22 protein-coding genes and 3 pseudogenes are annotated in these 24,791 nt (G+C 72.0%); 10 read left to right on the plus strand and 15 right to left on the minus strand.

Going from position 1 to position 24,791, the window contains the following annotated elements; all coding sequences use genetic code 11:
• Positions 1–218: 218 nt before the first annotated feature.
• Positions 219–780 (plus strand): annotated as a pseudogene (locus JF597_RS38070) (transposase); the annotation flags it as partial.
• A gap of 175 nt (positions 781–955) precedes the next feature.
• Here JF597_RS38070 and JF597_RS38075 read toward each other — a convergent pair.
• From JF597_RS38075 to JF597_RS38085, 3 genes are all read right to left on the minus strand, one after another.
• The gene (locus tag JF597_RS38075; RefSeq protein WP_294006793.1) at positions 956–1,216 is read right to left on the minus strand and encodes a DUF1330 domain-containing protein; all 261 of its coding nucleotides are present in this window, start codon (positions 1,214–1,216) and stop codon (positions 956–958) included.
• Between the two features lie 98 nt (positions 1,217–1,314).
• Entirely contained in the window at positions 1,315–2,175 is an 861-nt protein-coding gene (locus JF597_RS38080) for an MBL fold metallo-hydrolase (protein ID WP_294006795.1), read from the minus strand.
• Positions 2,172–2,924 carry an SDR family oxidoreductase gene (locus JF597_RS38085; RefSeq protein ID WP_294006797.1) on the minus strand — a complete coding sequence of 251 codons (753 nt, stop codon included), beginning with the start codon at positions 2,922–2,924 and terminating at the stop codon, positions 2,172–2,174. Before JF597_RS38085 ends, JF597_RS38080 begins: the two co-directional genes overlap by 4 nt.
• Before the next feature lie 208 nt (positions 2,925–3,132).
• Here JF597_RS38085 and JF597_RS38090 point away from each other — a divergent pair, with 208 nt between their 5' ends.
• From JF597_RS38090 to JF597_RS38100, 3 genes and pseudogenes are all read left to right on the plus strand, one after another.
• A complete protein-coding gene (locus tag JF597_RS38090) occupies positions 3,133–3,627 on the plus strand; it encodes a MarR family transcriptional regulator (RefSeq protein ID WP_294006801.1) in 495 nt (164 codons plus the stop codon).
• A 164-nt stretch (positions 3,628–3,791) separates the two neighbouring features.
• Positions 3,792–4,525: pseudogene (locus JF597_RS38095) on the plus strand (IS3 family transposase); the annotation flags it as partial.
• Positions 4,526–5,077: 552 nt separating this feature from the next.
• A complete protein-coding gene (locus tag JF597_RS38100) occupies positions 5,078–6,775 on the plus strand; it encodes a DUF2264 domain-containing protein (protein ID WP_294006804.1) in 1,698 nt (565 codons plus the stop codon).
• Positions 6,776–6,798: 23 nt separating this feature from the next.
• On the opposite strand, the gene JF597_RS38105 is transcribed toward JF597_RS38100, so the two are convergent.
• The 8 genes from JF597_RS38105 to JF597_RS38140 all read right to left on the minus strand — a co-directional run bounded on the left by JF597_RS38105 (position 6,799) and on the right by JF597_RS38140 (position 13,492).
• Complete coding sequence (locus JF597_RS38105; RefSeq protein WP_294006807.1) at positions 6,799–6,966, minus strand: hypothetical protein; 168 nt, start codon at positions 6,964–6,966, stop codon at positions 6,799–6,801.
• Positions 6,967–7,049: 83 nt separating this feature from the next.
• Entirely contained in the window at positions 7,050–7,196 is a 147-nt protein-coding gene (locus tag JF597_RS38110; protein ID WP_294006810.1) for a hypothetical protein, read from the minus strand.
• 114 nt (positions 7,197–7,310) lie between these two features.
• Positions 7,311–8,000: an alpha/beta fold hydrolase gene (locus JF597_RS38115; protein ID WP_294006813.1), complete on the minus strand. Its 690-nt coding sequence runs from the start codon at positions 7,998–8,000 to the stop codon at positions 7,311–7,313.
• A 117-nt stretch (positions 8,001–8,117) separates the two neighbouring features.
• Positions 8,118–8,918, minus strand: a complete 801-nt coding sequence (locus tag JF597_RS38120) for an ABC-2 family transporter protein (protein ID WP_294006816.1) — start codon at positions 8,916–8,918, stop codon at positions 8,118–8,120.
• A gap of 4 nt (positions 8,919–8,922) precedes the next feature.
• Entirely contained in the window at positions 8,923–9,726 is an 804-nt protein-coding gene (locus tag JF597_RS38125) for an ABC-2 family transporter protein (protein ID WP_294006819.1), read from the minus strand.
• A gap of 1 nt (position 9,727) precedes the next feature.
• Positions 9,728–10,729 carry an ATP-binding cassette domain-containing protein gene (locus JF597_RS38130; protein ID WP_294006822.1) on the minus strand — a complete coding sequence of 334 codons (1,002 nt, stop codon included), beginning with the start codon at positions 10,727–10,729 and terminating at the stop codon, positions 9,728–9,730.
• Positions 10,730–10,934: 205 nt separating this feature from the next.
• Complete coding sequence (locus tag JF597_RS38135; RefSeq protein ID WP_294006825.1) at positions 10,935–12,170, minus strand: ROK family transcriptional regulator; 1,236 nt, start codon at positions 12,168–12,170, stop codon at positions 10,935–10,937.
• Between the two features lie 68 nt (positions 12,171–12,238).
• Entirely contained in the window at positions 12,239–13,492 is a 1,254-nt protein-coding gene (locus JF597_RS38140; RefSeq protein WP_294006828.1) for an FAD-binding protein, read from the minus strand.
• 193 nt (positions 13,493–13,685) lie between these two features.
• Between JF597_RS38140 and JF597_RS38145 the strand changes: the two genes are divergently transcribed.
• From JF597_RS38145 to JF597_RS38165, 5 genes are all read left to right on the plus strand, one after another.
• Positions 13,686–14,663, plus strand: coding sequence for a hydroxyacid dehydrogenase (locus JF597_RS38145; RefSeq protein ID WP_294006831.1), 978 nt, complete (start codon positions 13,686–13,688; stop codon positions 14,661–14,663).
• A gap of 71 nt (positions 14,664–14,734) precedes the next feature.
• Positions 14,735–15,802, plus strand: coding sequence for a LacI family DNA-binding transcriptional regulator (locus JF597_RS38150; protein ID WP_294006834.1), 1,068 nt, complete (start codon positions 14,735–14,737; stop codon positions 15,800–15,802).
• 112 nt (positions 15,803–15,914) lie between these two features.
• On the plus strand, positions 15,915–16,589 hold the full coding sequence (locus JF597_RS38155) for a pyridoxamine 5'-phosphate oxidase family protein (RefSeq protein WP_294006837.1): 675 nt from the start codon (positions 15,915–15,917) through the stop codon (positions 16,587–16,589).
• Between the two features lie 57 nt (positions 16,590–16,646).
• Positions 16,647–17,966 carry a radical SAM protein gene (locus tag JF597_RS38160; RefSeq protein ID WP_294006840.1) on the plus strand — a complete coding sequence of 440 codons (1,320 nt, stop codon included), beginning with the start codon at positions 16,647–16,649 and terminating at the stop codon, positions 17,964–17,966.
• A 338-nt stretch (positions 17,967–18,304) separates the two neighbouring features.
• A complete protein-coding gene (locus JF597_RS38165) occupies positions 18,305–19,813 on the plus strand; it encodes a cellulose-binding domain-containing protein (protein WP_294006843.1) in 1,509 nt (502 codons plus the stop codon).
• Positions 19,814–19,909: 96 nt separating this feature from the next.
• On the opposite strand, the gene JF597_RS38170 is transcribed toward JF597_RS38165, so the two are convergent.
• Genes JF597_RS38170 through JF597_RS38180 form a run of 3 tightly spaced genes read right to left on the minus strand, consistent with a single transcriptional unit; the run spans position 19,910 to position 22,772 of the window.
• Positions 19,910–20,914: an ABC transporter substrate-binding protein gene (locus tag JF597_RS38170; protein WP_294006846.1), complete on the minus strand. Its 1,005-nt coding sequence runs from the start codon at positions 20,912–20,914 to the stop codon at positions 19,910–19,912.
• Positions 20,915–20,931: 17 nt separating this feature from the next.
• Positions 20,932–21,966 (minus strand): ABC transporter permease, encoded by a 1,035-nt coding sequence (locus JF597_RS38175; RefSeq protein WP_294006849.1) that lies wholly within the window; start codon positions 21,964–21,966, stop codon positions 20,932–20,934.
• Positions 21,963–22,772, minus strand: coding sequence for an ATP-binding cassette domain-containing protein (locus tag JF597_RS38180; RefSeq protein WP_294006852.1), 810 nt, complete (start codon positions 22,770–22,772; stop codon positions 21,963–21,965). Before JF597_RS38180 ends, JF597_RS38175 begins: the two co-directional genes overlap by 4 nt.
• Positions 22,773–22,972: 200 nt before the next feature.
• On the opposite strand from JF597_RS38180, the gene JF597_RS38185 reads away from it, so the two are divergent.
• Positions 22,973–23,989 (plus strand): LacI family DNA-binding transcriptional regulator, encoded by a 1,017-nt coding sequence (locus tag JF597_RS38185; protein ID WP_366916502.1) that lies wholly within the window; start codon positions 22,973–22,975, stop codon positions 23,987–23,989.
• Between the two features lie 610 nt (positions 23,990–24,599).
• Here JF597_RS38185 and JF597_RS38190 read toward each other — a convergent pair.
• Positions 24,600–24,791: pseudogene (locus JF597_RS38190) on the minus strand (DEAD/DEAH box helicase); the annotation flags it as partial.

Below are 24,791 nucleotides of genomic sequence, written 5' to 3' on the forward strand. Positions count from 1 at the left end.
TAGATCGGCACCTCCGGCGCCACCCATCTGACCTCAACTTCCTTGGTTTCGTTGGCACTTGTGGTACGAGCCCACCGCGCGGTGACCTCTTGCAGCACGCGAGCCTTTCAGCTCCTGCGCGGCCGAGACCCGCGGGGTGCGCTGGTGCCACGAACGGCTCGTGAGGTGTTGGCCCGACCCGCGCCTGCTCGAGGCCTGGGATTAGTGCGCTCAATTCCGCACCGACGCCTGCCAAGGCCGCGCGGCTGACCCGAGCCCAGATCCAGGCCGCACTCAGGCGGGCCGGCCGCAAACGCGGCATCGAAGCCGAGGCCGACCGGCAGCGAGACGTCTTCCGCGGCGATTACGCCCATCAGCTGCCGCTGGTCGGGGAGGCACTCGGCAGGCAGATGCTCGCCCTCGTGGTCCAGTTGGAGGCCGCCTGCACCGCCGCCGGTGACCTCGCGAAGGCGGTGGAAGAGACGTTCCCTCAGCACCCGGACGCCGAGGTGCTCCTGAGCTTCCCCGGACTGGGCGCCCAGTTCGGTGCCCGGGTCCTCGCCGAGATCGGGGACGATCACACCCGCTTCGCCGACGCCCGCAGCCTGAAGGCATACGCCGGCTCCTCGCCCATCACCAGGGCATCCGGGAAGAAGTCGAGCATCACCCGCCGCTCGATCAAGAACGACCGCCTCAACCACGCCGGCTACCTCTGGGCGTTCTCCACGATCACCACCTCACCGGGCCAAGGATAACTACCGGCACCGCCGGGACGACCATGGTGACTGGCGCGCAGCCGCCCCGCTTTTGGTTCTCATTACTGAGGTCGGCTCTTCGAGGTCGCGATGTGTCGGTACGAGGCAGCCGGGGTGCGCCTCTTCCCGGACGGGCGCGAACCCGGCGACGTCACCCCCGCCGATCTGGCGGAGGTGATCGACGTCTGACACCCTCGGCCGGCGTCAGAGCCCCTGGACGATCAGCCGTTTGCTGTCCGTGTTCCGGATGCGCGGGGGGTGATCGCCCGGTACTCCGGGGAGTCGTTCCAGGCGCGCGCCGCGGCCAGGTCAGGCAACTCGACCAGGACGAGCGACCCGGGTTCCCAACCGCCCTCCGCAACCGAGACCCGCCTGCCTCGGGCCAAGTACCGGCCGCCGTAGGGCTCGAGCGTCGCCACCACCTTCGACCGGTACTCGGCCTGTTCCTCGGCGTTGCCGGTCCGTTGCACGTCTGCGATCACGTATGTGGTCTGGGCAGACCTTTCCAGGCCCCACGGATCCTAATCAAGGCCTGCCCATCCGTTGTCCGTCCTGCTTCCTGCGCCTTCCGCGCGGAGTCTCAGCTGTGGCCTGCGTAGAGGGCCTGGCCGCTGCCCCAGAGGCTGCTGCGGTTGAGGTGGTCCGGATACCGCTGGGCCATGGCCTCGTAGAAGCCCTGCGCCGTCGGCTCCACCTTGAGCAGTTCCCCGGCGTCGTCGAGGTAGCGACGGGTTTCGAGGATCTGTCGCTCGGCGTTGTCGTCGTGGTCCCGGTTCTTGTGGCCTGCGACGAGGTTGCGCGCGCCCAGGGTCTCGACCCTGTCGATGGCGTGGCGCCATGCGTCGAGGCCTCCGTCACGGGCTTCGACGAGGTACTGGTGGACCCCGTCGTAGACGACGTCGCCGGCGACGACGAGGTCGAGGTCGGGGACGTGCAGCACGCTGGTGTCGTCGGTGTCGCTGTGCCCGACCTCGATGACACGCAGGTCGTGTCCTTCGAGGAGGATCCGGTTGCCGAGCTCCTCGACGGCGGTGGCGGTGACGGGCGAGTCCGGGATCTGACCGGGCAGGATGCGGTCCCAGAATCCCGCGCGCGTCTGGGCGGCGCGGTGCATCTGCTCGATGGTCGACGCCGTGGCCACCACCTGGGCGCCGGGGAACCGTTCGGCGATGCTCGCGGCGCTGAACCAGTGGTCGCCGTGCGCGTGGGTGGAGAAGAGGTAAGTCAGCTTCCTGCCGCCGGCCTGCACCCGCTCCGCGACGATGTCCGCCTGGGCGGCGGTGAGCGGGGGGTCGACGAGGACCGCCTCGTGGCGGCCGAGGATCAGCGTCGTGGAGACCGGCGCCCAGGTGCGGGTGCCTCCGTCCGGCAGGAGATCCGGAAGGGCGAGCGGGATGGCCTGGGATACGAGGACCTCGTAGGTCAGACCGGTGGCGTTCACAGGGCGGCTCCGAAAGTTCCGAAGGAGACGAGGGCGGCCTCGGCCTGGGCCGAGTCGTGCAGCTGCACCTGGCGGCCGGGCTGGGTCGAGGCGGAGGCGGCGACGGCGACCGCGCCGATCTGCGCGGACGTCACCTGGGCGGGGTCGGAGGTTTCGACGAAGCGGGTGGCTACGGGGCCGAGTTCGAGCAGGAACACCCGCTTGGCGCCCTGCAGTTCGGCGGCGAGCACCTGCTGCATCATCAGGAGCGCGGTCTGCTCCATGCTCACCAGCCCGCTGCCGGGTACGGGGAAGTGGGCGGACTGGCCCACGACCACCGAGTACGCGCCCTGGTCGGTCATCCGGGGCAGGGCGGCGCGCAGCACGGCCATGTGCGCGGTCGCCAGGTCCACGAAGGCGGCCTGCCAGTCCGCCTCGTCGGTCTCCCACAACTGCTTGCCGTGCCACCAGCCGCCGATCGGAGCGACGACGTCGTCCACGCCGCCGAGGCGCTCGACCATGGTCGTGAGAAGCGTCTCGGCGCCCGCGAAGGTCGTGTAGTCGAACTCGAACAGGTGCAGACGCTCGGTCGCCGCCTTGCCGAGCAGCGCACGGAACTCCTCCGCGCGCTCCTGGCTGCGCGTGGGCACCACGACCTGGGCGCCGGCGGCGAGGTAGGCGCGTACCGCGCCCTCCCCCACTCCTCCGGTACCGCCGGGGATCAGGACGCGCCGTTCGGAAAGGTCGGGGAGCGAGGTGTGGTCGGACATGGAACTGCCTCCTTGGCAGGGCTGAGCTCGTGGATCCGGGTCGCTGGGTACGGGCCTGTGGGCCTGGGTTGAGGACTCCGGACTCGGTGAGTGCGAATCAGCAGGGCTGGACCGACGACGGACCGCCACATTTATGTTGGCCCATCCAACGTTGGCTAGGCCAACGTAACACAATTCTGTGGGGCATCCCAACGGTTACAGTGAGGACATGAGCAGCGCTGAGGAGTTGAGCACCAGTGGAGGGACGGGCAAGGCGGAGGACGACGTCCAGGCGCCCGCACGACTGCGGGCACTCACCAGCTGGCAGGCGAACAAGGTGTCCACGGCCGGAGCACGTATGACAGCGCGCCACATGCCACTGACCGCACGCGCCGACTTCGCCGTCCTTGCCGCCCTGGAGGAGTACGGCCCGCTCAGCCAGGCCGATCTAGGCAGGCGGCTCGGCCTGGACCGCAACGACGTCAGCGGCATCGTGAAGCGGCTCGAGTCCGGGGGCCATGTCGACCGTCACGCCGACCCGGAGGACCGACGCCGCAACGTCGTCACTGTGAACCGGGCGGGGCTGCACCACCTTGACGAGCTCCAGTCCCACGCCGACCAGGCCCAGGCCGAACTGCTGGCAGGACTGAACGCCGACGAGCGTCGGCAACTCCACGCCCTCCTGGCGAAAACCCTGGAGGCACACCGGCACGAGCCTGCCTGATGGCCCGAGCGGCGGAGGCGCCTGACCCCGGATGGAGGACGCGGGGTTGCATGAGATCAGCGTTTCAGGGTGACGGTGGTGGGTCGAGGTCGAGGTCGTGAGGTGCCCCCGGCGGTGTGGACACGCTGACAATGGATCTTGCAGATCCGAGGAAGGGTGTCCTGGTGGGACGGAAGTCTCCGTATCCGGAGGAGTTCAGGAATGACGCCGTCGCGTTGTACCGCGCGGCGGGCGGGAAGCGCACGTATGCGGCGGTCGCGGCGGACGTGGGGGTGACCGGCGAGACGCTCCGCAGCTGGGTGCGGCAGGCTGACGAACATGCCGGCCGCGATCGCGGCCGCGGTGAACAAGACACGGAGAGCCGGGACGAGGAACTGGCCCGGCTGCGGGCGGAGAACGGCCGGCTGCGCAAGGCGGAGAAGGAGTGGGAGCTCGAGCGGGAGATCCTGCGTCGGGCAGCTGCGTATTTTGCCCGGGAGGTGAAGTGAAGACCCGCCGCTGGTACTTCATCTCCGCCAACCGCGCCGACTTCGGCGTGCAGCGGATATGCCGGGTCCTTCAGGTCTCGCGCCCGGGCTACTACCAGTGGCTCGCCGGCGCGAAGGCCCGCACCGTGCGGCAGGCCGCTGAGGACGCCCTGGTTGCAGAGATCCGCGAGGTCCACACCGCGCACAAGGGCACCTACGGGGTCCGCCGCGTGCATGCCGAGCTGCGGGGTTTCGGGCACGCCGTCAACCGCAAGCGCGTCGAGCGCCTGATGCGACTCAACCGAATCGAGGGACGCCATCTGCGGCGCCGCAAGCGCACCACCGTCCCGGACCGGCTCGCGCCGCCTGCCCCGGACCTCGTCCAACGCGACTTCTCAGCAGGCAAGGTGGACGAGAAGTGGTGCGGAGAGAGCAGGTCCGACGGCTCACCCGGCTGCCTGTGCTGGTCGTCAACTCTCACCACCACTTCGACCACGGACGAGGCGACCTACCGCGCGAATCTGGAGACGCTGGTGGCGGGGGTACGGGAGAAGGGCGGCCGGCCGGTACTGGTCACACCCATCGTGCGCCGCTGGTTCAACGCCGACGGCACGCTGAACAACGACATCGCGCTTCTGGTCAACGGGCTCGGCGTCAATCATCCTGAGGTGATCCGCTCGGTCGCCGCCGCCGAGGACGTTCCGCTGATCGACCTCACGGCGAAGACCAAGGCGCTGGTGGAGTCCCTCGGCGTGGAGGGCTCCAAGGCGCTGTACCTGTACGACGAGAAGAAGGACAACACGCACACCTCCGCGTACGGAGCCACCGTCTACGCGGGCCTGGTGCGCGACGAACTGCTCGCCCAGCACCTGGTGCCCCGCGGCACCGTGCGGGCGGGATGAGCCCCTGGGGCGTCCCGACCGGAACCGGGGCGCCCCAGGTCCGAACGGCCCGAGGTCCGGTACGAGCGAGAAAGAGCCCCGATGCAGCTGCCTCCCGAGGACCGCGGCCGCAGCCCGCGCACCGGCTACACCCGCGCCCACTGGGAGGCCGCGGCCGACGCGCTGCTCGCCGCCGTGGAGCCGTACGCCACCGACGACCGCGCCCTCTACCACCTCCCCGGCGACCACCAGAGCTGGTCGGGCCGGCTCTCCGACGGCCTGGAGGGGTACGCCCGCACCCTGCTCCTCGCCGCCTTCCGCCGTGACGAGACCGCGCTCCAGCGGTACGCGGACGGACTCGCGGCCGGCGTCTCGGGCGGCTGGCCGCGCATCGAGGACCGCAGCCAGCCGCTGGTCGAGGCCGCGTCGATCGCCCTCGCCCTGCGCCTGACCCGCCCCCTGCTCTGGGACCGGCTCGACGACGCCGTACGACAGCGCGCCGCGGCCTGGCTCAGCGACGCTCTGACCGCCGAACCCTGGCCCTGCAACTGGGAGCTGTTCCCGGTCACGGTCGGCGGCTTCCTCGCGGAGATCGGCCACGAGACCGAATCCGCGCACCGGGCGATCGACCACGGACTGGCCCGCATCGAGGACTGGTACGCCGGCGACGGCTGGTACACCGACGGCGACGGCCGCAAGTACGACTACTACAACGGCTGGGCGATGCACCTCTACCCGGTGCTGCACGCCTGGCTCGCCGGCGACGAGAAGCTGCTCGACCTGTACGGCGGCCGCCTGGAACGCCATCTCGCCGACTACGCCCGCCTGTTCGGCGGCGACGGCGCACCCATGCACCAGGGCCGCTCCCTGACGTACCGCTTCGCGACCACCGCCCCGCTGTGGCTGGGCGCGCTCACGGACCGCACCCCGCTGTCCCCCGGGGAGACCCGGCGGCTGGCCTCCGGCGCGCTGAAGTACTTCCTGGACCGGGGCGCGGTGGACGCCCGCGGACTCCTGACCCTGGGCTGGCACGGACCCGACGCGGCGGTGCTGCAGGGCTATTCGGGACCGGCGTCCCCGTACTGGGCGAGCAAGGGCTTCCTCGGCCTGCTGCTCCCGCCGGAGCACGAGGTGTGGACGGCGGCGGAGGAACCGGGCCCGGCGGAGCGCGCCGACGCGGTCACCCCGGTCACGCCCGCCAACTGGCTGTTCCAGTCGACGCGTTCGGACGGTGTCGTCCGCCTGCACAACCACGGGAGCGAGGACGTCCGCTACGACCCGTACTACACCAGGCTCGGCTACTCGACGGTGACGGAGCCCTCGGCGTCCTACGACAACAGTGTGCTCGTCGGCGACGACCCGGGCCGCACGCGGATCGAGCCGCTGGGCGTGGGCGAGGGCTGGGCGGCCTCGCGGCACTGGGCCGGTTCGGGCGCCCGGGTGACGAGTGCGGTGCTCGTGCACGGCGCCGCGGAGGTACGGGCCTTCCTGGTGACGGGGGCACCCCCCGGAACGCCGGTCCGGGTGACCGGGTGGGCGGCACCCGAGGGACTCCGGGCCGAGCTGCTGCCCGCCGTGGGCCTCGACGACACGCTGACCGGGGTCACGGGCGAGGGCCCGACCCTGTTCGCCGCGCTGAGCCGGCTCACCGGCGCGGCGGACGCCGAACCGTTGGCAAAGACGGCGGTGGTACGCGCCGACGGCGAACGGGAGTTGACCGTGCTGTGGAACGGGGGCGCCGGGCTGCGGGTTCGGTGGCAGGAGGACGGAGTGGAGGTGGAGCCCGTCGCGCGGGGCTGAGCCGCGTCGGACGGCCGCCCGCGTCACGGCGAGAGGCGCGCGATCCGCAGCGTCGTCGTGGCCGGGGACGATCCCGTGAGAGGAGTGCCGTAGCTCGGGGTGACGGGCGGGCAGGTCCAGGTGAGGGCGCCGTCCTTGAGGACCGCGATGTCACCGGTGAACCGCGCGCTCACCACGGTGCCGGCGCTCACGAACCTGCCGTTCCAGTCCACCAGCCGCAGGTGCGTTCCCGTGAAGGTGCCGGTACAGGTGCCGGCCGAGCACCTGGCGTTCTTCAGGGACTCCCAGGAGACCAGGAGCTTGTCCCTGCGGTGGCGTACCAGGCGCCGGCCAGCAGACCGCCGGCGGTGAGGAGTCCGATCGCGGGCTTGCGGTAGGCGCGGACCCGGCGGTGGGCCGATGTGCGTGGTGCAGACGTCATGCCCTGTGGTGGCCGCCGGGTCGCCGAAGGTTGCCGTGCCGGTGGAAGCCTCCGCCAGGCCCGGTGTTTGCGGCTCAGGTAGCAGCCGGTGGCGAACTCATCACGCCTGCGCCGTCACGGCGTTCCAGCCGTCCCGAGCAGGGTCTCCCCGACCCGGTCGGCGAACCCGGCCGGGTCCTCGAGGACGCCGAGGTGGCCGCCGGGGAACTCCGTGAAGGCCGCGCCGGTGTGCTCGGCGGCGAACTCCGCCGTGCGGTGCAGGAGCAGGCCCTTCGAGTCGATGCCGGCCGCGATCGTGAGGCGGGGCAGGGCGGCCGGCGGGCGGTAGGCGGTGAAGGGGCGCAGGACGTGGGCGAGGAAGACGGCCATCGGGGTCCCGGGGGCCGGGCGGGCGGCGTCGAGCTGCTCGACGAGCTCGGTGCGCAGCCGTTCGCCGTCCGGCAGCAGGGTGACGCACGGCGGCTCGTGCGCGATGACGTGCCGGAGCCGGTCCGGGTGGCGGGCCAGCAGGTCGAGGGCGGTGATCGCGCCGGCGCTGGTGCCGAAGACGTACGCCCGTTCGCCGTCCGTCAGCACCTCGGCCAGCACCCGGTGCGCGCCCTCGCTCCAGTCCCGTACGGTCTGGTCGGCGACCGGGTCCCCGAGGTGGCCGTGGGCGAGGCCCAGCGGGTCGTACGTCACGACCGTGAAGTGCTCCGCGAGGTGCTCCGTCAGCGGGCCCAGGCCCATCGGATGGCCGGCGCCGCCCGGAATGATCAGCAGGACGGGTCCGCTGCCGGTGACGTCGTAGTGCAGGTCAGTCATGGTGGTCGGGCTCCTTGCGAGGCCGGTTGTCGAGTGCGGTGTGCAGGGCGTCGACGGCCCGTCACCAGCAGGCGCGGACGGCGCGTTGTGGGGCGCACCTGGCACGGGCGCGGACGGTCAGCCGTTCACCCCCGTGTAGTGCCCGAGCGCCCACCGCCACAGCCCCCGCGAGGCCAGGTAGAGCAGCAGGCCGACCAGGGGCGAGCCCGCCGCCAGCCAGTAGGGGACCACGGTGGAGTGGCCGTGGCCGGTGAGGACCGCGGCCGGAAGGTAGGCGACGAAGGCGAGCGGAAGGCCGTAGGTGAGCAGCCCGCCGACCGCCCGGGGCAGCACGTTCAGCGGGTAGCTGCCGAAGGTGCCGAGGAGCTCCTCCAGCCAGCGGCTCCAGTAGTCGGCGGCCGGGTAGCGCAGCGAGGCGCAGGCCACCACCGTGAACAGGGCCGCCTCCAGCAGCATCCCGCCCAGGACCGCCGCGATCAGGTACGAGACCCGGCCCGCCGTCCAGTCGAGGTGGCTGCGGCCGAGCGCACCCGCCATCAGGCCTGCGGCCACGGTCAGGTCGCCGATGGCGTTGGTGGGGAAGTACTCCAGCTGCACCTGCCGGTGCACGGGCAGCGGGCGCAGCAGGTAGGCGTCGATCCTGCCTTCCTGGATGTACCGGCCCACCCCGTGCACCCGGCCCAGAAGCAGGACGAACAGACCGTGCGCCAGCATCCGCGTCGCCGGGATGAGCAGGACGTCCGAGCTGTCCCAGCCGCCCATCCCGGTGAACCGGGTGAGCAGCACGGTCGCGAACACGATCACCGACACCTGCCAGACCGCGCCGATCGCGATCATCATCAGGAACTCGGTGCGGTACTCCAGCTGCGCGCGGAAGTTGAGGCGCGTGATGCGCCAGGCGATCCGGACGGCGTTCACGGCCTCAGCCTCCCTGGGAGATGACACGGCGGGCGGCGCGCCGCCACACGAAACGGGTGAAGAGATGCAGCGTCACGACCCAGCCGGCCTGGACGCCGAGCTGGAAACCGGCGTCCGACAGCGGGATGCGGCCCACGTACAGCGACAGCGGCACGCTCAGGGTCGCCTGGAAGGGCAGGAAGGAGCTGAGCGTGACGAACCAGTGCGGGAAGAACCACAGCGGCGCGTACACCCCGGACAGCAGGTTCTGCGCGAAGACAAGGATCAGCATCGCCGCGCTGTTGCGCAGCGTCCAGAAGCAGAACTGGTCGATGAGGAGCATGACGTAGTAGAGGACCAGCTGGCCGAGCAGCAGGCTGAGCGCGAACACCGCCGCCGCCGCGGCCGACCGCGGCGGGTCCACCACCCCGACGGCCAGGCAGACCGCGTATCCCGCCAGCGCCCAGGTCAGCCCGTACAGTTGCTCGCCGACCGCGCGCAGCGCGTGGTAGCGCTGGGGCGGCAGCGGGCGCAGGTACCAGTAGACGATCGTGCCGAAGTGCATGTGCTGCATGACCGAGTCCCGGCCCGCGTACTGGTCCAGCTCCCGCAGCCGGGAGGCGAGCACGGCCAGCACCGCGTAGGTCACGGCCTGGCCGCGGTCCAGGCCCGCGGTCGTGCCCGACTGGGCGTACAGGCCCCGCCACAGCGACGCGACCAGCACCACCTGCACGGTCAGCCGCAGCAGGACCCCGGTCATCCGGGGCGGGGTGTACAGCTCGCCGAGCGGGGTGACCCGGGCGGCGCGCCAGGCGTACAGGAGGGCCATCTCAGACCGCCTCGGCCTTCGCCTGCGCGTAGGCCGCCCGCATGACGTCCTCCAGGTCCGCCTCGTCCACCGCCACGCCCGTCACCTCGTACCGCTCGATGACCAGCTTCAGCGCCTCGTGGACCGTGGGCGCGGCCGGACCGTCCGGGCCGAACACCATCTGCGGCCCCTCCCGGCGTACCAGGGTGATGCCGGGCAGCGGGACGACCGGGGTGTGGGCGTCGGCGAGCGTCGCCCGCACCTGCCAGGTGGAGCCGAACCGGCGCCGCATCTCGTCCAGCGAGCCGTCGAGCACCAGCCGCCCGTGGTTGACCAGCACCACCCGCTCGGCGAGCCGCTCGACCTCGGTCATGTCGTGCGTGGTGAGCAGCACCGTACGGCCGCGCTCGGCCACCTGGTACCGCAGGAACTCGCGGACCTGCTCCTTCACCACCACGTCCATGCCGATGGTCGGTTCGTCCAGGAAGACGACCGGGGGATCGTGCAGCAGGGCGGCGGCCAGGTCGCAGCGCACCCGCTGGCCGAGCGAGAGGTGCCGGACCCGGGTGTCCCAGAAGGCGGAGAGTTCGAGCAGGTCGTCGAACTCCCGCAGGCGTGCCGCGTGCTCGGCCTTCGGCACCTCGTAGATGTCGCGCAGGATCGCGAACGACTCCCGCACCGGCAGGTCCCACCACAGCTGGGTCCGCTGCCCGAACACCGCACCGATGTTGCGGGCGTTGCGTTCCCGTTCCCGGTACGGCACCACGCCCGCGACCCGGGCCTCGCCGGAGGTCGGGGTGAGGATCCCGGTGAGCATCTTGATGGTGGTCGACTTGCCCGCGCCGTTCGGGCCGAGCAGCGCGAGGAGCTCGCCCGGGGCGACGTCGAAGGTGATGTCGGAGACCGCGTGCTTCTCGACGCGTTCGGGGTTGACCAGGGATCGCAGGGCGCCTGCGAAACCCGGGCGCCGGACGGTGGTGTGGAAGGTGCGGGACAGACCGCGGACCTCGATGGTTCCGGGCACGCTGGGTACTCCCTCGTTCCGTGCACGACAGACATACGGCCGGTCGGCTTGAGAGGCCGACCGGCCGCGGATACGACACGACGTTCGCAGAGCGCCGAGGGGCCCGGCAATGGATTAATGGAGCCGCGATTTGGACTGTTCGATCACCGGGACGGCGTCGGCCACGGCCGGGCGGACCGCGTCGACGCCGGAGAGACGGGAGCGGTCAGCGGGCCGCGGGCGCGGTCCGGCCCGGGCGTCCGCCGCTGCGCAGGCCCACCGAGCGCAGCGCGCCCTCCAGCGCGAACGTGGCCGCGCCCAGGCAGACCGGGTCGGTGGGGATGGGGGAGAGGACGATCTCGGTGGCGGCGAACGGCCGCCCGAGCGCGTGCCGCCGGACGGCCTCGCGCACCTCCGCCAGCAGTGGCTCCCCGAGCCGGCGGGCCACCCAGCTGCTGAGCACGACCAGCTCGGGGTTGAGCAGATTGACCAGGTTGGCGATCCCGGCGCCGATGTAACGGGCCGTGTCCCGTACGACCTCGACGGCGACCGGATCACCGTCCGCCAGGCCCCGGGCCAGCGCGCCCACGGTGGCCGTCTGGTCCTCCGGGTGCAGCAGCGGGCTCTGCGGGCTGCGCTCCCGCAGGTTCAGCATGATCCCGGGCGCGCCCACGTACGTCTCGACGCAGCCGTGGTTGCCGCAGTGGCACGGCCGCCCGTCCAGGACGAGCGTCGTGTGCCCCCACTCCCCGGCGCTGTTGCTGACGCCCCGGTGCAGTCCGCCGCCGAGCGCGAGCCCGGCGCCGACCCCGGTCCCGAGGTTCACCACCACGGTGTCCCCGCGGCCGCGCGCCGCCCCGAACCACTGCTCGGCCACCGCACACGCCCGCAGCGGGTTGTCCAGGTAGAGGGGGTAGGCGATGTGTTCGGCGAGGAGGTCCAGCAACGGCACGTCGTGCCAGTCCCAGTTGGGCGCGTACTCGGCGATGCCGGTGGCCCGGTCCACCTGGCCCGGCACGCTCACCCCGACGCCCAGCACCCGCGCGCCCTCGATCCCGGCCTGCGCCACCACCGCGCCGACCGCCGCGGCCACCTGGACCACCACCTGCTCCGGCCGGTCCTCGCCGGTGCGCATGTCCTCCTCGGCGCGGGCCAGCACGTTCAGAGCGAGGTCGAAGAGCTCGACGTGGACGTACGTCTCCGCTATGTCGACGCCGATCAGCGCGCCGCCCGAGGCGTTGACGGCGACGAGGCCCCGGGGGCGGCCGCCGGCCGAGTCCTCGAAGCCGACCTCCGTGATCATCCGCAGCTCCAGCAGCTCCCCGACGAGGGTGGCGACCGTGGCCAGGCTCAGCCCGGTGACGGCCGCCAGTTCCTGCCGGGAGGTGGGAGACTCGGCGATGATGTGCCGCAGTACCTCGTAGCGGTTCGCGGTGCGGATGTCACGTGATGTGTGCTTCACGCGGCGCAAGGCTATGGCCTGGGAAGCGCTTTCGACAAGGCGTTACGTTAAGGGTTTGATTAAGCCGGTCAGTCATGCAGGAGATCCGCCACGAAGGGGTTCGTGAACTTCCCGTCGGGGTCCAGGTCCCGGGCGAGGGCGCGGAAGTCGCCCAGGTGCGGATAGCGCCTCCGCACGTCCGCCGCCGCAGCGGCGAAGACCTTGCCCCAGTGCGGCCGCGGGTCGAACGGCTCCAGCGCCTCCTCCAGCCCGCGCACCGCGGGCAGGACGGCCGCCAGGTCGTCCACCCAGGTGAAGTGCAGGGCGACCGAGTCACGGCCGTGGGCGGGGCTGAGCCACTGCGGATCGGCGGCGACGGTCCGCACCTCGCAGGTCTGCAGGACGGGGGAGACCGTCCGCCGGACGGCGTCGACGGCGTGCAGCGCGTCGAGGGCCGCTGCCCTCGGCAGCAGGTACTCGGACTGGAGCTCGTCGCCGCTGCTCGGGGTGAACTCCGCCCGGAAGTGCGGCAGCCGCTCGTGCCAGGGCCCCGGCACCCCGAACTGCTGGGTGCAGTTGGCGGCCGGCATGCCCGGCACCGGGTGCATCGCCTCGGTCGCGGGCGCGGCCCACCCGAAGTCGACGGCCGGCCGGTCGGTGCGCCGCTTCACCCACACCTGCCGGAAGCCCGGCTCCCGCCAGTCGGTGAACAGGCTGACGCTGTAGGCGGCGCCGGTCACCGCCGGGAAGTCGAGGCCGTCCAGCGGCAGCTCGGTGTACACAGTCTGCGCCATGTCATATGCCGCCTCCAGGTCCAGGGTGAGCGCGGTGACGGCCCCCAGCGCCCCCAGCGAGGTCACCGCCCCCTCGAACCCCGCCCCGCCCCGCGCGACCCTCGCCGTCGAGCCGTCGGCGAGGACCAGCTCCACCTCCCGCACCGGCGCCGCGAGCGATCCGTTGGCCACGCCCGAGCCATGGGTGCCGGTGGCGACCGAGCCGGCCACCGAGATGTGCGGCAGCGAGGCCATGTTGGGCAGCGCGAGGCCGTGCGCATGGACCGCGCGGGCCAGCTCGGCGTACCGCACCCCGCCCGCGACCCGGACCGTGCGGGCCGCCGTGTCCACCTCGATCACGGGCGGCAGCCCGGCGATCGAGACCAGCACGCCCTCCGGGCCCGGATCGGCGATGCGGTTGAAGGAGTGCCCGCTGCCCAGCACCCGTACCCGCGCGCTCCGGGCCACCAGCGACCGGAGCGCGTCGAGCGAGTGCGGGCGGTGGAACTCCTTCGCGGTGTACGTGATGTTGCGCGCCCAGTTGGTGACCGTCTGCGCCGGATCCGTCATCTCTGCCGTCCCATCCCTGTCGTTCGCCGGAGAGTGCCGGCCGCCCCTTCGAGGAGTGTCGGGCCCCTCCGGGGAGTGCCTGTCCATTGACCCTCTCATTCGCCGAGACCTCCGGTAGAGACCGGTTGCTCTCCGTGCGTCACCGAGCCGGAAGGTCACTTCCTCGCCCGAGCGTCCCCAGGCAGTGTTCGCCATGACAGCCCAGAACGTGCCGCACGTCTTCCCACCGGAGGTACTGGCGCAACTGCGCGAGTACGTAGAAATCGATCCCACTCTGGTGGTGCACGACTTCACCGACCCCGGGGTACGGGAGACGCTCGCCCGCACCGAGGTGCTGGTCACCGGCTGGGGCTGCCCGGTCCTGGACGCGGCCGCCCTGGACGCCGCGCCGAAACTGCGCGCGGTGCTGCGCGCGGCCGGCTCGGTCAAGGGCTTCACCACGCCCGAGGTGTGGCGGCGCGGCATCGTCGTCTCCTCGGCCGCCGCCGCCAACGCGCTGCCGGTCGCCGAGTACACCCTCGCGATGATCCTGCTCGCCCGGAAGGACGTCTTCGCCTTCCGCGACCTGCTGCGCACCCGCCGCACCTTCCCGTACGGCGACATCGTCCCCGGCATCGGCAACTTCCACCGCCGGGTCGGCATCGTCGGCGCCTCCCGCATCGGCCGCCGCCTCATCGAACTCCTGCGCCCTCACGACCTGTCGGCCGCCCTCGCCGACCCCTACGTGGACGAGGCGGAGGCCGCCCGGCTCGGCGTCCCCCTGCTGCCCCTCGACGAGCTGCTGCGCACCTCGGACATCGTCACCGTGCACGCCCCCCAGACCCCGGAGACCCGGCATCTCCTCGGCGCCCGCGAACTCGCCCTGATGCCGGACGGATCGGTGCTGGTCAACACCGCGCGCGGCGCCCTCCTCGACCACGACGCGCTGATCGGGGAGCTGCGCACCGGCCGCCTGACCGCGATCCTCGACGTGACCGACCCGGAGCCGCTGCCCGCCGACTCCCCCCTGTTCGACCTCCCCAACGCCTTCCTCACCCCGCACCCGGCCGGCTCGCAGGGCAACGAGGTGGCACGGCTCGGCCTCACCGTCGTGGAGGAGGCCGGCCGGCTGCTGACCGGTGCCGGTCTGCTGCACGCCATCGACCAGTCGGTCCTCGAGCGGGCCGCGTGACGGGCCGTCCGCCGGGTGCCCCCGGCCGTCTCGTAGGGTGACCTGAACACATGACGAAGGGGAGCCGAGCGGTGGCGAAGCGGACGCAGCCGGCGCCGAACGGGGACGCCTCGACGGTACGGGACGTGGCCGCGCGGGCCGGGGTCTCCGCGTCGACCGTCTCCCGGGTCCTCGGCGGCACCTACCCGGTGGCCGCCGCCACCCGCGCCAAGGTCCTGAAGGCCATGCGCGAGCTGGACTACGTGGTCAACGCGCACGCCCGCGCCCTCGGCGGCGCCACCAACAACACGGTCGCCTTCGTCGTCGACGACGTCACCGGCCCCTTCTACGCGCACATCGCCCGCGGGGTCGAGGAGCAGGCCTCGGCGGAGGGCCGGCTGTGCATGCTGTGCACCACGCACGGCGACCCGCGCCGCATCCTCGCCGTCGTGGAGACCATGCGGGAGCAGCGGGCCGACGCGGTGATCGTGGTGGGCGGCGCTCTCGACGACAAGGCGTACCACGACCGCATGACCCACTTCGCGCACGCCCTGGACCGGTCCGGCTCCCGGCTGGTCCTGGTCGGCCGCCCGCCGCTCGGCCCCGGCGTCCCGGCCACGGTCGTCGACTACGACAACGAGGGGGGCGCCTTCGCCCTCACCGGCCACCTCCTCTCCGGCGGCCACCGGCGCATCGCCTACCTCGGCCGGGTCCCCGGCCTGTCCACCAGCGCCCAGCGCGTCGCCGGTTTCACCCGCGCCCACGAACTCCTCGGCCTCGCCCCGGACCCCGGCCTCGTCCTCGACGGCGTCTTCTCCCGCTCCTACGGCTACCAGGCCACCCGTGAACTCCTCGCCTCCGGACGCGATTTCACCGCGATCTTCGCGGCCACCGACATGATCGCCACCGGCGTGATCCAGGCCCTGCGGGAGTCGGGCCGCCGCATCCCCGACGACGTCGCCGTGGCCGGCTACGACGACATCCCGGTCGCCCGGGACGTCCACCCGACGCTCACCACGGTCCACGTGCCCCAGGAGGAACTGGGCCGCGCCGCCGTCCGCCTCGCCCTGCACCGCGACGAGTTGCCGGACGGGCAGCACCTGGTGCTGGGGACGCACGTGGTGCTCCGGGAGTCGACACGGCGGGCCGCCGACGGCTGAGCGGCCGGTGTGGGCGGAGGCAGGCCTGCGGATTTCGTTGTCTTGTGCGGGGTCGATGGCTGCAATCGTCAACAGTGTGGTCATCGTGCCGCGATATCGGTAGCGTGCGGACATGACCCCGGACCCGCTGCCCCCGCGCCTCCCGGCGACCGACCTCACCCGCCACCGCCGGCTCCGCGAGCAGGGCAGCCTCGACCGGGCCGATCTGGAGGCGATTCTCGACGCGGGCTTCGTCTGTCATCTGGGGGTGGTGGTCGAGGGGCGCCCGCTGGTCGTGCCGACGGTGTACGGGCGGGACGAGCGGCGGCTGTACCTGCACGGCTCGGTCGCCAGCCGCACCCTCGCGGGCGGGACCCCGGTGTGCGTCACGGTCACGCACGTCGACGGCCTGGTCCTGGCCCGGTCCGTCTTCGAGCACGGCGTCAACTACCGCAGCGCGGTGATCCACGGCACCGCCCGCAGGGTGATCGACCCCGAGGAGAAACTGACGGGCCTGCGCCTCCTCACCGAACACACGGCCCCCGGCCAGTGGTCGTACGCCCGGCTGCCGAACCGCAGGGAACTGGCCGCCACCACTGTGCTCGTCCTCTCCCTGGCAGAGGCCTCCGTCAAGATCCGCACCGGGGCTCCGGAGGACGGCGACGGACCGGACGCAAAGCTGGGGCTGTGGGCCGGCGTCCTGCCCCTGACCTCGGCCTGGGGCACACCGGTGCCGGATCCCGCACTGCCCCCGAACACCCCCGTACCGGGACACATCGCGCGCAGAGAGGGGACCCGGCACGGCTGACCGCGGGGCGGGGGCATACCGTGAGGAGCTGAACGCCTGAGCCGGGAGGAGACACGGATGGGCAGCCGTACCGCGCTGGTCGAGGATCTGATGGAGAGGTTCCCGCACGTACCAAGGGAAGCCGTCTTCAAGGAGGACCTGCTCAGGGGCGGTGTGGCCTTCGACCCGTCCGCGCTGAGCGACAACGAGAGCGGCGAGGTCAAGCCGAAGTCGTACTTCATCTTCTCCTTCGACCACGGCACCCTGCCCGAGCTGGGCGAGGCCGCGCTGCGCCGGCCGCCGGAGGAGATCATCCTCACCGGCGGGCCGTACGACCTGCGGCGGACCGTGGTGTCCGTGCGGGTGAACCCGGCCTCCCCGTACCGGGTGGCCGCGGACGAGGAGGGCATGCTCGGGCTCTACCTCGACGGGAAGCGGATCGCCGACGTCGGGGTGCCGCCCATGCCCGAGTACTACCGGCACAAGCTCGCCAACGGGAAGTCCGTGATGGAGGTCGCCCCGACCATCCAGTGGGGCTACCTGATCTACCTCACCGTCTTCCGGGTCTGCCAGTACTTCGGCGCCAAGGAGGAGTGCCAGTACTGCGACATCAACCACAACTGGCGCCAGCACAAGGCGGCCGGGCGGCCGTACACGGGTGTGAAGGACGTCGAGGAGGTCCTCGAAGCCCTGGAGATCATCGACCGGTACGACACCGCCGGGACGTCCACCGCCTACACGCTGACCGGCGGCGCGATCACCAAGACCGTCTCCGGACGCGACGAGGCCGACTTCTACGGCCACTACGCCAAGGCCATCGAGGAGCGGTTCCCGGGCCGGTGGATCGGCAAGGTCGTGGCCCAGGCGCTGCCGCGGGACGACGTGCAGCGGTTCAAGGACTACGGCGTGCAGATCTACCACCCCAACTACGAGGTGTGGGACGAGTACCTGTTCAAGATGTACTGCCCGGGCAAGGAGCGGTACGTCGGCCGGGACGAGTGGCACAGGCGGATCCTGGACTCCGCCGAGATCTTCGGCGCGCGCAACGTGATCCCCAACTTCGTGGCCGGCGTGGAGATGGCCGAGCCGTTCGGGTTCAAGACCGTCGACGAGGCGATCGCGTCCACCACCGAGGGGCTCCGCTTCTTCATGTCGCACGGCATCACGCCGCGCTTCACCACCTGGTGCCCGGAGCCGACCACCCCGCTCGGCAAGGCCAACCCCCAGGGCGCCCCGCTGGAGTACCACATCCGGCTGCTGCAGGCCTACCGGCAGACGATGGAGGACTTCGGCCTCTCCTCGCCCCCCGGCTACGGCCCGCCCGGACCCGGCCGCGCGGTCTTCTCCGTCAGTTCCTTCATGGACAGCCTGCCCGCGGAGGCGCCGGCGCAGGTGTGACGCCGAGGGCGGCCCGGGGCTCGGCCGGGCGGGCGCAAGTGACCTACGGGAACGGTGAGTCGAAACGCGGTCGCAGTCCGTACTAGAGGCCGGAGTTGTGGGACACGGCGGACACGAAGGTGTTCTCCGGGCGGCCGGCACAGCGGTTGACGTGATACCGGGGGCCGGTGGTAAGGGTGTGACGGGGAGATTCCGTGGCACGACCACCGGTAACCGGATTTGAATATGCCGCTTGTCAGTTGTGCAGGGGACGTGAAAAACTCTGGGCCTGCCGTGAGGTTCCCCCCAACTCCGTTGCCGATACGGTGAGTTGACCTCGCTTTGGATGCAGGAGACCCATGCCCGACCTGCCGACCCCTCAGGACGCCGCCGAGGCAGCGCTGTTCTCCGAATGCTGGGACGCGGTGCTCTCCTACGCCGACCTGTGCACGTCCGGCTCTCTGACGGCCAATCAGCTGGCCACCGAGGCCTTCACGCTCGGCATGCGTGAGGCCCGTGAGGCGGACTTCGCGCCGGTCCGCGGCTCCGGACGGCGCGCCGCCCGGCTTCCGATGATCCCGCTGCTGCTCACCGCCGTGCGCAACACGGCCGCCACCTGGGAGGCCGGCGGGCTGGGCCACAAGCTCGACCCGGACCTCAGGCTGTGGCTCAACTCCGAGAAGGCGACGCGCTACACGGGTCCGCCGTTGCAGCGGCCCGTCGCGCTGCGCGGCCTGCGCGACATGCAGGAGGCGGACGCCTCGCTGCTGTGGCTGTCCGAGGTGGAGGCGCTGCCGCTCTCCTCCGTGGCGCGCCGGCTCGGTCTCGACCCGTCCGTCGTCGGCCAGGAGCTGGAGCAGGTGTGCGGACTCTTCCGCGACCGCTGCCACCGCGCCCATCTCGACACGCCGATGGAAGCCGAGTGCCGCAGCTACGCCCGGCTCCTCGACGCGGTCACCCGCTCCTCGGCGGCCGACACGCCCGACGACCTCTCCCGCCACCTCGCCACCTGTGTGCAGTGCGCCGAGGCCGCCGCCTGCCTGCGGCTGCACGGCGGCGGGCTGCCGGCGGCGCTCGCCGGCGGGGTCATCGGCTGGGGCGGTCTCGCCTACCTGGAGCGCCGCCGGCGCGCCGCCGAGGTACGGCTCGGCGCGGGCCGCCCCGCCGCCACCCCCGACACCGATGGCGGCGACCCCAAGGAGAGCGGCGGGCGCGGCAAGGTGGTGCGGCACGGCCTGCTCGGCGCGGCGGTGCTGATCTCACTGGTGGCGCTCGGCGTGTCGATGATGCCGATGGGCGGCGGCTCCGGCGACGACACCGCCACCGCCTCGCACGACGACCGTCAGCCCGTCGCCGACCCCACCGCCGTCGTCCCGTCGGCCGACCCGACCGCGACGCACACCGCGTCCGCCTCCGCGGCCTCCTCCTCCTCGGCCACCACCGGGAAGCCGGGCCACAAGAACCCCGACCCGGAGCCCCAGGGCACCTCCTCGGCCACGGCGGGCACCGGCCACCACGGCACCGCCTCCGCCAGTCCCACCGGCCACGCGGCGGCCGCCTGCCAGGTCTCCTACGACCTGGTCAACCAGTGGACCGACGGCTTCCAGTCCACCGTCACCGTCACCACCACCCAGGCCCTGACCGGCTGGCGGGTCCAGTGGTCCTTCCGGGACGGCCAGAAGGTCACCCAGATGTGGGACGCGACCGTCAGCCAGGACGGCGGCAAGGTCACCGCCGACGCCGCCGACTACAACCAGTCGGTCTCCGCGAACGGCACCCTGTCCTTCGGCTTCCTCGGCACCTGGAACGGCAGCAACTCCGCGCCGTACGCCTTCACGCTGAACGGCGCGTCCTGCTCGCTGAACTGAGCAGGGCCGCCCGCACGACCGGCGGCCGGAGGACCCGAGAGGGCGGGTCCGCCCGGCCGCTGATGACTCGTCAGATCGGGTCCTGCGAACTCCCGCTCAGCACTGCGACTTGTAGAAGTACTTGCTGACCGACGGCTCGTTCATGTTGTCCTTGGTGATGGCCACCATGTTCGTGCCGATCGACTTGCTGACCGACTTGCCCTCGAAGGCGTCCGCGAGCTGGTCCACCGCCTGCCGGCCGATCGCCGCCGGGTCCTGGGCGACCAGCACCTGCAGCGTGCCCGCCTTCAGGGAGGCTATCTCGTCGGGCTCGGCGTCGAACGCGGCCACCTTCACCGCGCCCTCCTTGCCGGCCTGCTTCAGACCGGTGGCGATGCCCTGACCGGTGTTGGTGTTGCCCGCGAACACCCCGCCGAGGTCCGGGTGCGCGGCGAGCGTCGACTGGATCTGGGAGGCCGCGGTGGCCGGCAGGTCGTTGTCGTAGAGGGTGGGCAGCACCTTGATGCCCGGGTACTTGGCCATCTCCTCGGTGAAGCCCTTGATCCGCGCGTCGGTGGTGGAGACACCGGGCTTGACACTGATGACGATGACCGAGCCCTTCTCCTTCATCAGCTTGGCCAGCGCGTCGGCGGCGACCCGGCCGCCCTTCTCGTTGTCGGACGAGATCCGGGTGATGCCGACCGAGGTGTCGGTCACCGTCGTGTCCACCAGCGCCACCTTGGTGCCCGCCGACTGGATCTGCTTGAGCGACGGCGTCAGTGCGCTGGTGTCGACCGGCGAGATCAGCAGCCCGTCGGGCCGGGAGGCGGCCACCGAGTCGAGCAGCGGCCGCTGCACCGACACGTCCCACTGCGCGGAGCCGTCGGCCGTGAAGTCCATTCCCTTGGCCTTGGCCTCCGCCTGTGCGGCACAGGTCATGGTGATGTAGAAGGGGTCGCTCTTCACTCCGGTGATCAGGCGGACCTTCTTGCCCTTGGCGCTGCCCGAACCCCCCGAGCCGCCACCGTCGTCGGACGAGCCACAGGCCGCGGCCCCCGCGCCGAGGGCCAGGACCGTGCCCACCGCGACCAGCAACCGGCGCCTGCTGCGAACGTTCCTCATCACAGAATCCTCCCTAGTCATGCGCGTTCCCGGGTCTTCCTGCGCAGCTGGTCGACGTAGACGGCCACGACCAGCACCACGCCCACCGCCACGTCCTGCCAGTACTGCTGGACGCCGATCACGATCAGCCCGGTGGTCAGCACCGCCGGGATGAACACACCGATCACCGTGCCCAGCACCGAACCCCGCCCGCCGAACAGGCTGGTGCCGCCGAGGACCACCGCCGTGATCACCTTGAGGTTGTCGGTCGAGTGCCCGGCGATCGACGTCGTGCCGTACGAGGCCAGCCACATCACCGCGCCGAGCCCGGCCAGCAGCCCCATCAGCCCGTAGACCTTGACCAGTTGCCGACCCACCGGAATGCCCGCCCGGCGGACCGCGGTCGGGTTCGACCCGATCGCGAGGGTGTGCTCGCCGAACCGGGTGCCGGCCAGCACCGCGCCGAAGACCGCGGTCACCACGGCCGCCAGGATCACCATCCACGGGATGCCGGCCACCTTGCCGAAACCGAGGCTGTTCTGGAGATGCGTGGAGGCCGCCCCGGCCGGGTCCTGGCCGCCGGTGGCGAGTTCGGCGATCCCCAGCGCCGCGCCGAGCCCGCCCAGCGTCACGATCAGCGGCGGCACCTTGCCGGTCGCCACCACCGCGCCCTGCAGCGCGCCCCACGCGGTGCCCACGGCCAGCGCGATGACGACACAGATCGCAACCGTGCCCCAGCCCGAAGTCGCCCCGCCGTGATGGATGTTGTACTCACCCGCCGCCACCGCGGCCAGCACCAGCACCGACCCGATCGACAGGTCGATGCCCGCCGTGATGATCACGAACGTCATGCCGACGCCGAGCACCAGGTAGATGGCCGCGTTCACGGCGATCTGGGTGATGTCGTACGTGGTGAAGAACTTGCCCGGCGCCGCGATCGTGAAGAACAGGACCAGCGCCACGAGGATGACGAAGGTCCACAGTTCGTTGAGGGTTGCCGCGCGGCGCACCCAGTCGGGCAGCGCGGACCGGCCGCCCACGGCCGCCGGGGCCTTCTCGCTCTGCGCCGTCATCGTGCGCCCTCCGCTTTCCCGGTCCCGTTCTCCCGGGTCCCGTTCGCCCCGTCCAGCGAGCCGGTCATCGCCCCGACCAGCTCCTCGATCGTCGTGTCGGCGGCGGTGTACGACGCGACCCGCCGGCCCAGCCTCAGCACCTCCACCCGGTCCGCGACCGACAGCACCTCGGGCATGTTGTGGCTGATCAGTACGACGCAGATGCCTTGGTCGGCGACCCGGCGGACGGTCTCCAGGACCCGGGCGCGCTGGACGACGCCCAGCGCGGCGGTCGGCTCGTCCATGAAGATGACCTTGTGGGCGAAGGCGACGGCACGGGCCACCGCGACGGACTGCCGCTGTCCGCCGGACAACGTTGTCACAGCGGCCGTCACATCCTTCAGCTCCACGCCGAGTTCGGCGAAGGCCTTGACCGCCTCCCGGCGCATCGCGGGCCGGTCGAGCACGCCGAGGCGCCCGAGCAGCCCCCCGCGCACGATCTCCCGGCCGAGATAGAGATTGGCCGCCGCGTCGAGATCGGGCGCGAGCGACAGGTCCTGGTACACCGTCTCCACGCCCTGCCGCTGGGCGTCCATCGGACCGGAGAACCGCACCGGCGTACCGTCCAGGCGGACCTCGCCGGCGTCGGGGGCGAGGACGCCCGACAGGACGTTCACCAGAGTGGACTTGCCGGCGCCGTTGTCACCGATGAGGGCGACGACCTCGCCGGGGTATGCCGTGAAATCGGCGCCCGAGAGCGCCTGGACGTGGCCGAAACGCTTGACCACCCCATGTGCCGTGAGCAGTGGTTCCCTTGCAGAGGCCATGTTGTGCCTTCTGGTTGGTATCGTTAACAGCTTGGCTGATTCTTGGGGCGCCCACAGCGGGGTGTCAAGGGTGGTGCACCCGCTCGCCGGGCGTGTTGGTCGCGCCTCATCTCCCGCTGTTTGCAAGGGCGTTGATACGCGTGCGAGTTGGTAACGTTAACGAGTCGACGCTCAAACGTGACGCAGCTGGAGGACGTGGCGTGGCAGCCACCCGGCCGACCATGAAGGACGTTGCCGCGGAAGCGGGCGTCAGCACGATGACGGTGTCCCGCGTCGTCAACGGCGATTCGGCCGTCGCCCCGCGGACCGCCGCGCGGGTGGAGGCCGCGGTCCGCAAGCTCGGCTACCAACGCGACGACGTGGCACGCCAGTTACGCCGCACCCATGAACTGAGCCAGATCATCGGCCTGTTGGTCGACGACGTGACCGATCCCTTCATGGCCGCGGTCGCCTCCGCCGCCGAGGACGTCGCCCGGCAGCGCGGCAGCATCATGCTCATCGGCTCCAGCCGCGCCGACCTGCGCCGCGAACGCGAGGTGATCGCCGCGTTCACCGCCCGCCGCGTCGACGGCCTGATCCTCACCCCGGCCGCGGGCAGCCACCGCTTCCTGCGTCCTGCGCAGGCGCAGGGCACGAAGATCGTCTGCGTGGACCGGGCGGCGCCGGGCCTGGACGTGGACGCCGTGGTGGTCGACAACTTCGGCGCGGTGCGGGAGGCCGTGGAGCAGCTGGTGGCACACGGCCACCGCAGGATCGGCTACCTGGGCGACACACCGAAGATCTGGACGTTCGGCGAACGCCGGCGGGGCTACCTCGCGGCGCTGGCGGCCGCGGGCATCGCCGCCGACCCGGCGCTGCTCAGGGACGCCGTGCGCACCGGGCCCGAGGCGGCCGCGGCCGTCACCGGAATGCTTTCGCTGCCCGACCCGCCGACGGCCCTCCTCGCCGGCAACGAACTGCTCGCCTTCGGCGCCCTGACCGCGGCCCCCGGCGACCTCGCCTTCGTCGCCTTCGACGACTTCGCGCTCGCCGCCCGGCTGACCCCACCCGTCACGGTGATCGCCCAGGACCCGGTGGCCCTCGCGACCAGCGCGGCCCACCTGCTGTTCGCCCGCATCCACGGCGACGTCTCCCCACCGCGCACGGTGGTCATGCCGACCCGCCTGATCCGCCGCGGCTCGGGGGAACTGCCCGGGCCGTTCGCCGGAGGGGCCTAGGAGGGGGCGTCCGGCCGAATTCCGGGCGCGGCCCGGTGGGGGCTGACCGCGCAGTTCCCCGCGCCCCTGACGGGGCACTCCTCGCGGCGTGCATTCAGCGGTCCCGCACCTCATCGCGCCCTGAAGGGGCGCTGCGCGCTCAGCCACGGCGGTGCCGCGGTTTTCGGGCTGGCTACGTCGCGGGGCCCACCCCAGTGAGCCCGCGCCTCATCGCGCCCTGGAGGGGCGCGGGGAACTGCGCGACCAGCGCCACGGCGGTGCCGCAGTCTTTCGGGCTGGGTACGCCGCGGCGTGTGCTTAGCCGGCCCGCGCCTCATCGCGCCCTGAAGGGGCGCTGCATGCTCAGCCACGGCGGTGCCGCGGCCTTTCGCACTGCGCACCTCACGGCGCCCACCCAGTGAGCCCGCGCCTCATCGCGCCCTGGAGGGGCGCGGGGAACTGCGCGGCCGGCCACGGCGGTGCCGCGGTCTTTCGGGCTGGGTACGTCGCGGGGCCCACCCCAGTGAGCCCGCGCCTCATCGCGCCCTGGAGGGGCGCGGGCAACTGCGCGGCCGGCCACGGCGGTGCCGCAGTCGGCGGACGGCGTGTCGTCGTACTTCCGGTGGTGCGCTCAGGTGGCTGTGGTGCGGCGGCCACCCCGGCGGCCGGAGCCGCGACCGCCCGTGCCGGCCGCGCTGCCCGCGGCCCCGCCGGAGGGCGTGCGCCGCCGGGACCCGCGGTCGTCCTTGCCGGACGCGGTGCCGGCAGCCCCACCGGCCGCGGCTCGACGGTCGGAGCTGCGGCCGGCCGTGCCGCCGGCAGC

It is taken from the genome of Streptomyces sp. (assembly GCF_019510245.1).
Taxonomy (GTDB): domain Bacteria; phylum Actinomycetota; class Actinomycetes; order Streptomycetales; family Streptomycetaceae; genus Streptomyces.

Bases quoted from the DNA above. Each gene is read 5' to 3' on its own strand.
- JF597_RS38085 (WP_294006797.1), bottom strand. From the start codon at position 2,924: ATGTCCGACCACACCTCGCTCCCCGACCTTTCCGAACGGCGCGTCCTG.
- JF597_RS38090 (WP_294006801.1), top strand. From the start codon at position 3,133: ATGAGCAGCGCTGAGGAGTTGAGCACCAGTGGAGGGACGGGCAAGGCG.
- JF597_RS38100 (WP_294006804.1), top strand. From the start codon at position 5,078: ATGCAGCTGCCTCCCGAGGACCGCGGCCGCAGCCCGCGCACCGGCTAC.
- JF597_RS38110 (WP_294006810.1), bottom strand. From the start codon at position 7,196: ATGACGTCTGCACCACGCACATCGGCCCACCGCCGGGTCCGCGCCTAC.
- JF597_RS38115 (WP_294006813.1), bottom strand. From the start codon at position 8,000: ATGACTGACCTGCACTACGACGTCACCGGCAGCGGACCCGTCCTGCTG.
- JF597_RS38125 (WP_294006819.1), bottom strand. From the start codon at position 9,726: ATGGCCCTCCTGTACGCCTGGCGCGCCGCCCGGGTCACCCCGCTCGGC.
- JF597_RS38140 (WP_294006828.1), bottom strand. From the start codon at position 13,492: ATGACGGATCCGGCGCAGACGGTCACCAACTGGGCGCGCAACATCACG.
- JF597_RS38145 (WP_294006831.1), top strand. From the start codon at position 13,686: ATGACAGCCCAGAACGTGCCGCACGTCTTCCCACCGGAGGTACTGGCG.
- JF597_RS38155 (WP_294006837.1), top strand. From the start codon at position 15,915: ATGACCCCGGACCCGCTGCCCCCGCGCCTCCCGGCGACCGACCTCACC.
- JF597_RS38160 (WP_294006840.1), top strand. From the start codon at position 16,647: ATGGGCAGCCGTACCGCGCTGGTCGAGGATCTGATGGAGAGGTTCCCG.
- JF597_RS38165 (WP_294006843.1), top strand. From the start codon at position 18,305: ATGCCCGACCTGCCGACCCCTCAGGACGCCGCCGAGGCAGCGCTGTTC.
- JF597_RS38170 (WP_294006846.1), bottom strand. From the start codon at position 20,914: ATGAGGAACGTTCGCAGCAGGCGCCGGTTGCTGGTCGCGGTGGGCACG.
- JF597_RS38175 (WP_294006849.1), bottom strand. From the start codon at position 21,966: ATGACGGCGCAGAGCGAGAAGGCCCCGGCGGCCGTGGGCGGCCGGTCC.
- JF597_RS38180 (WP_294006852.1), bottom strand. From the start codon at position 22,772: ATGGCCTCTGCAAGGGAACCACTGCTCACGGCACATGGGGTGGTCAAG.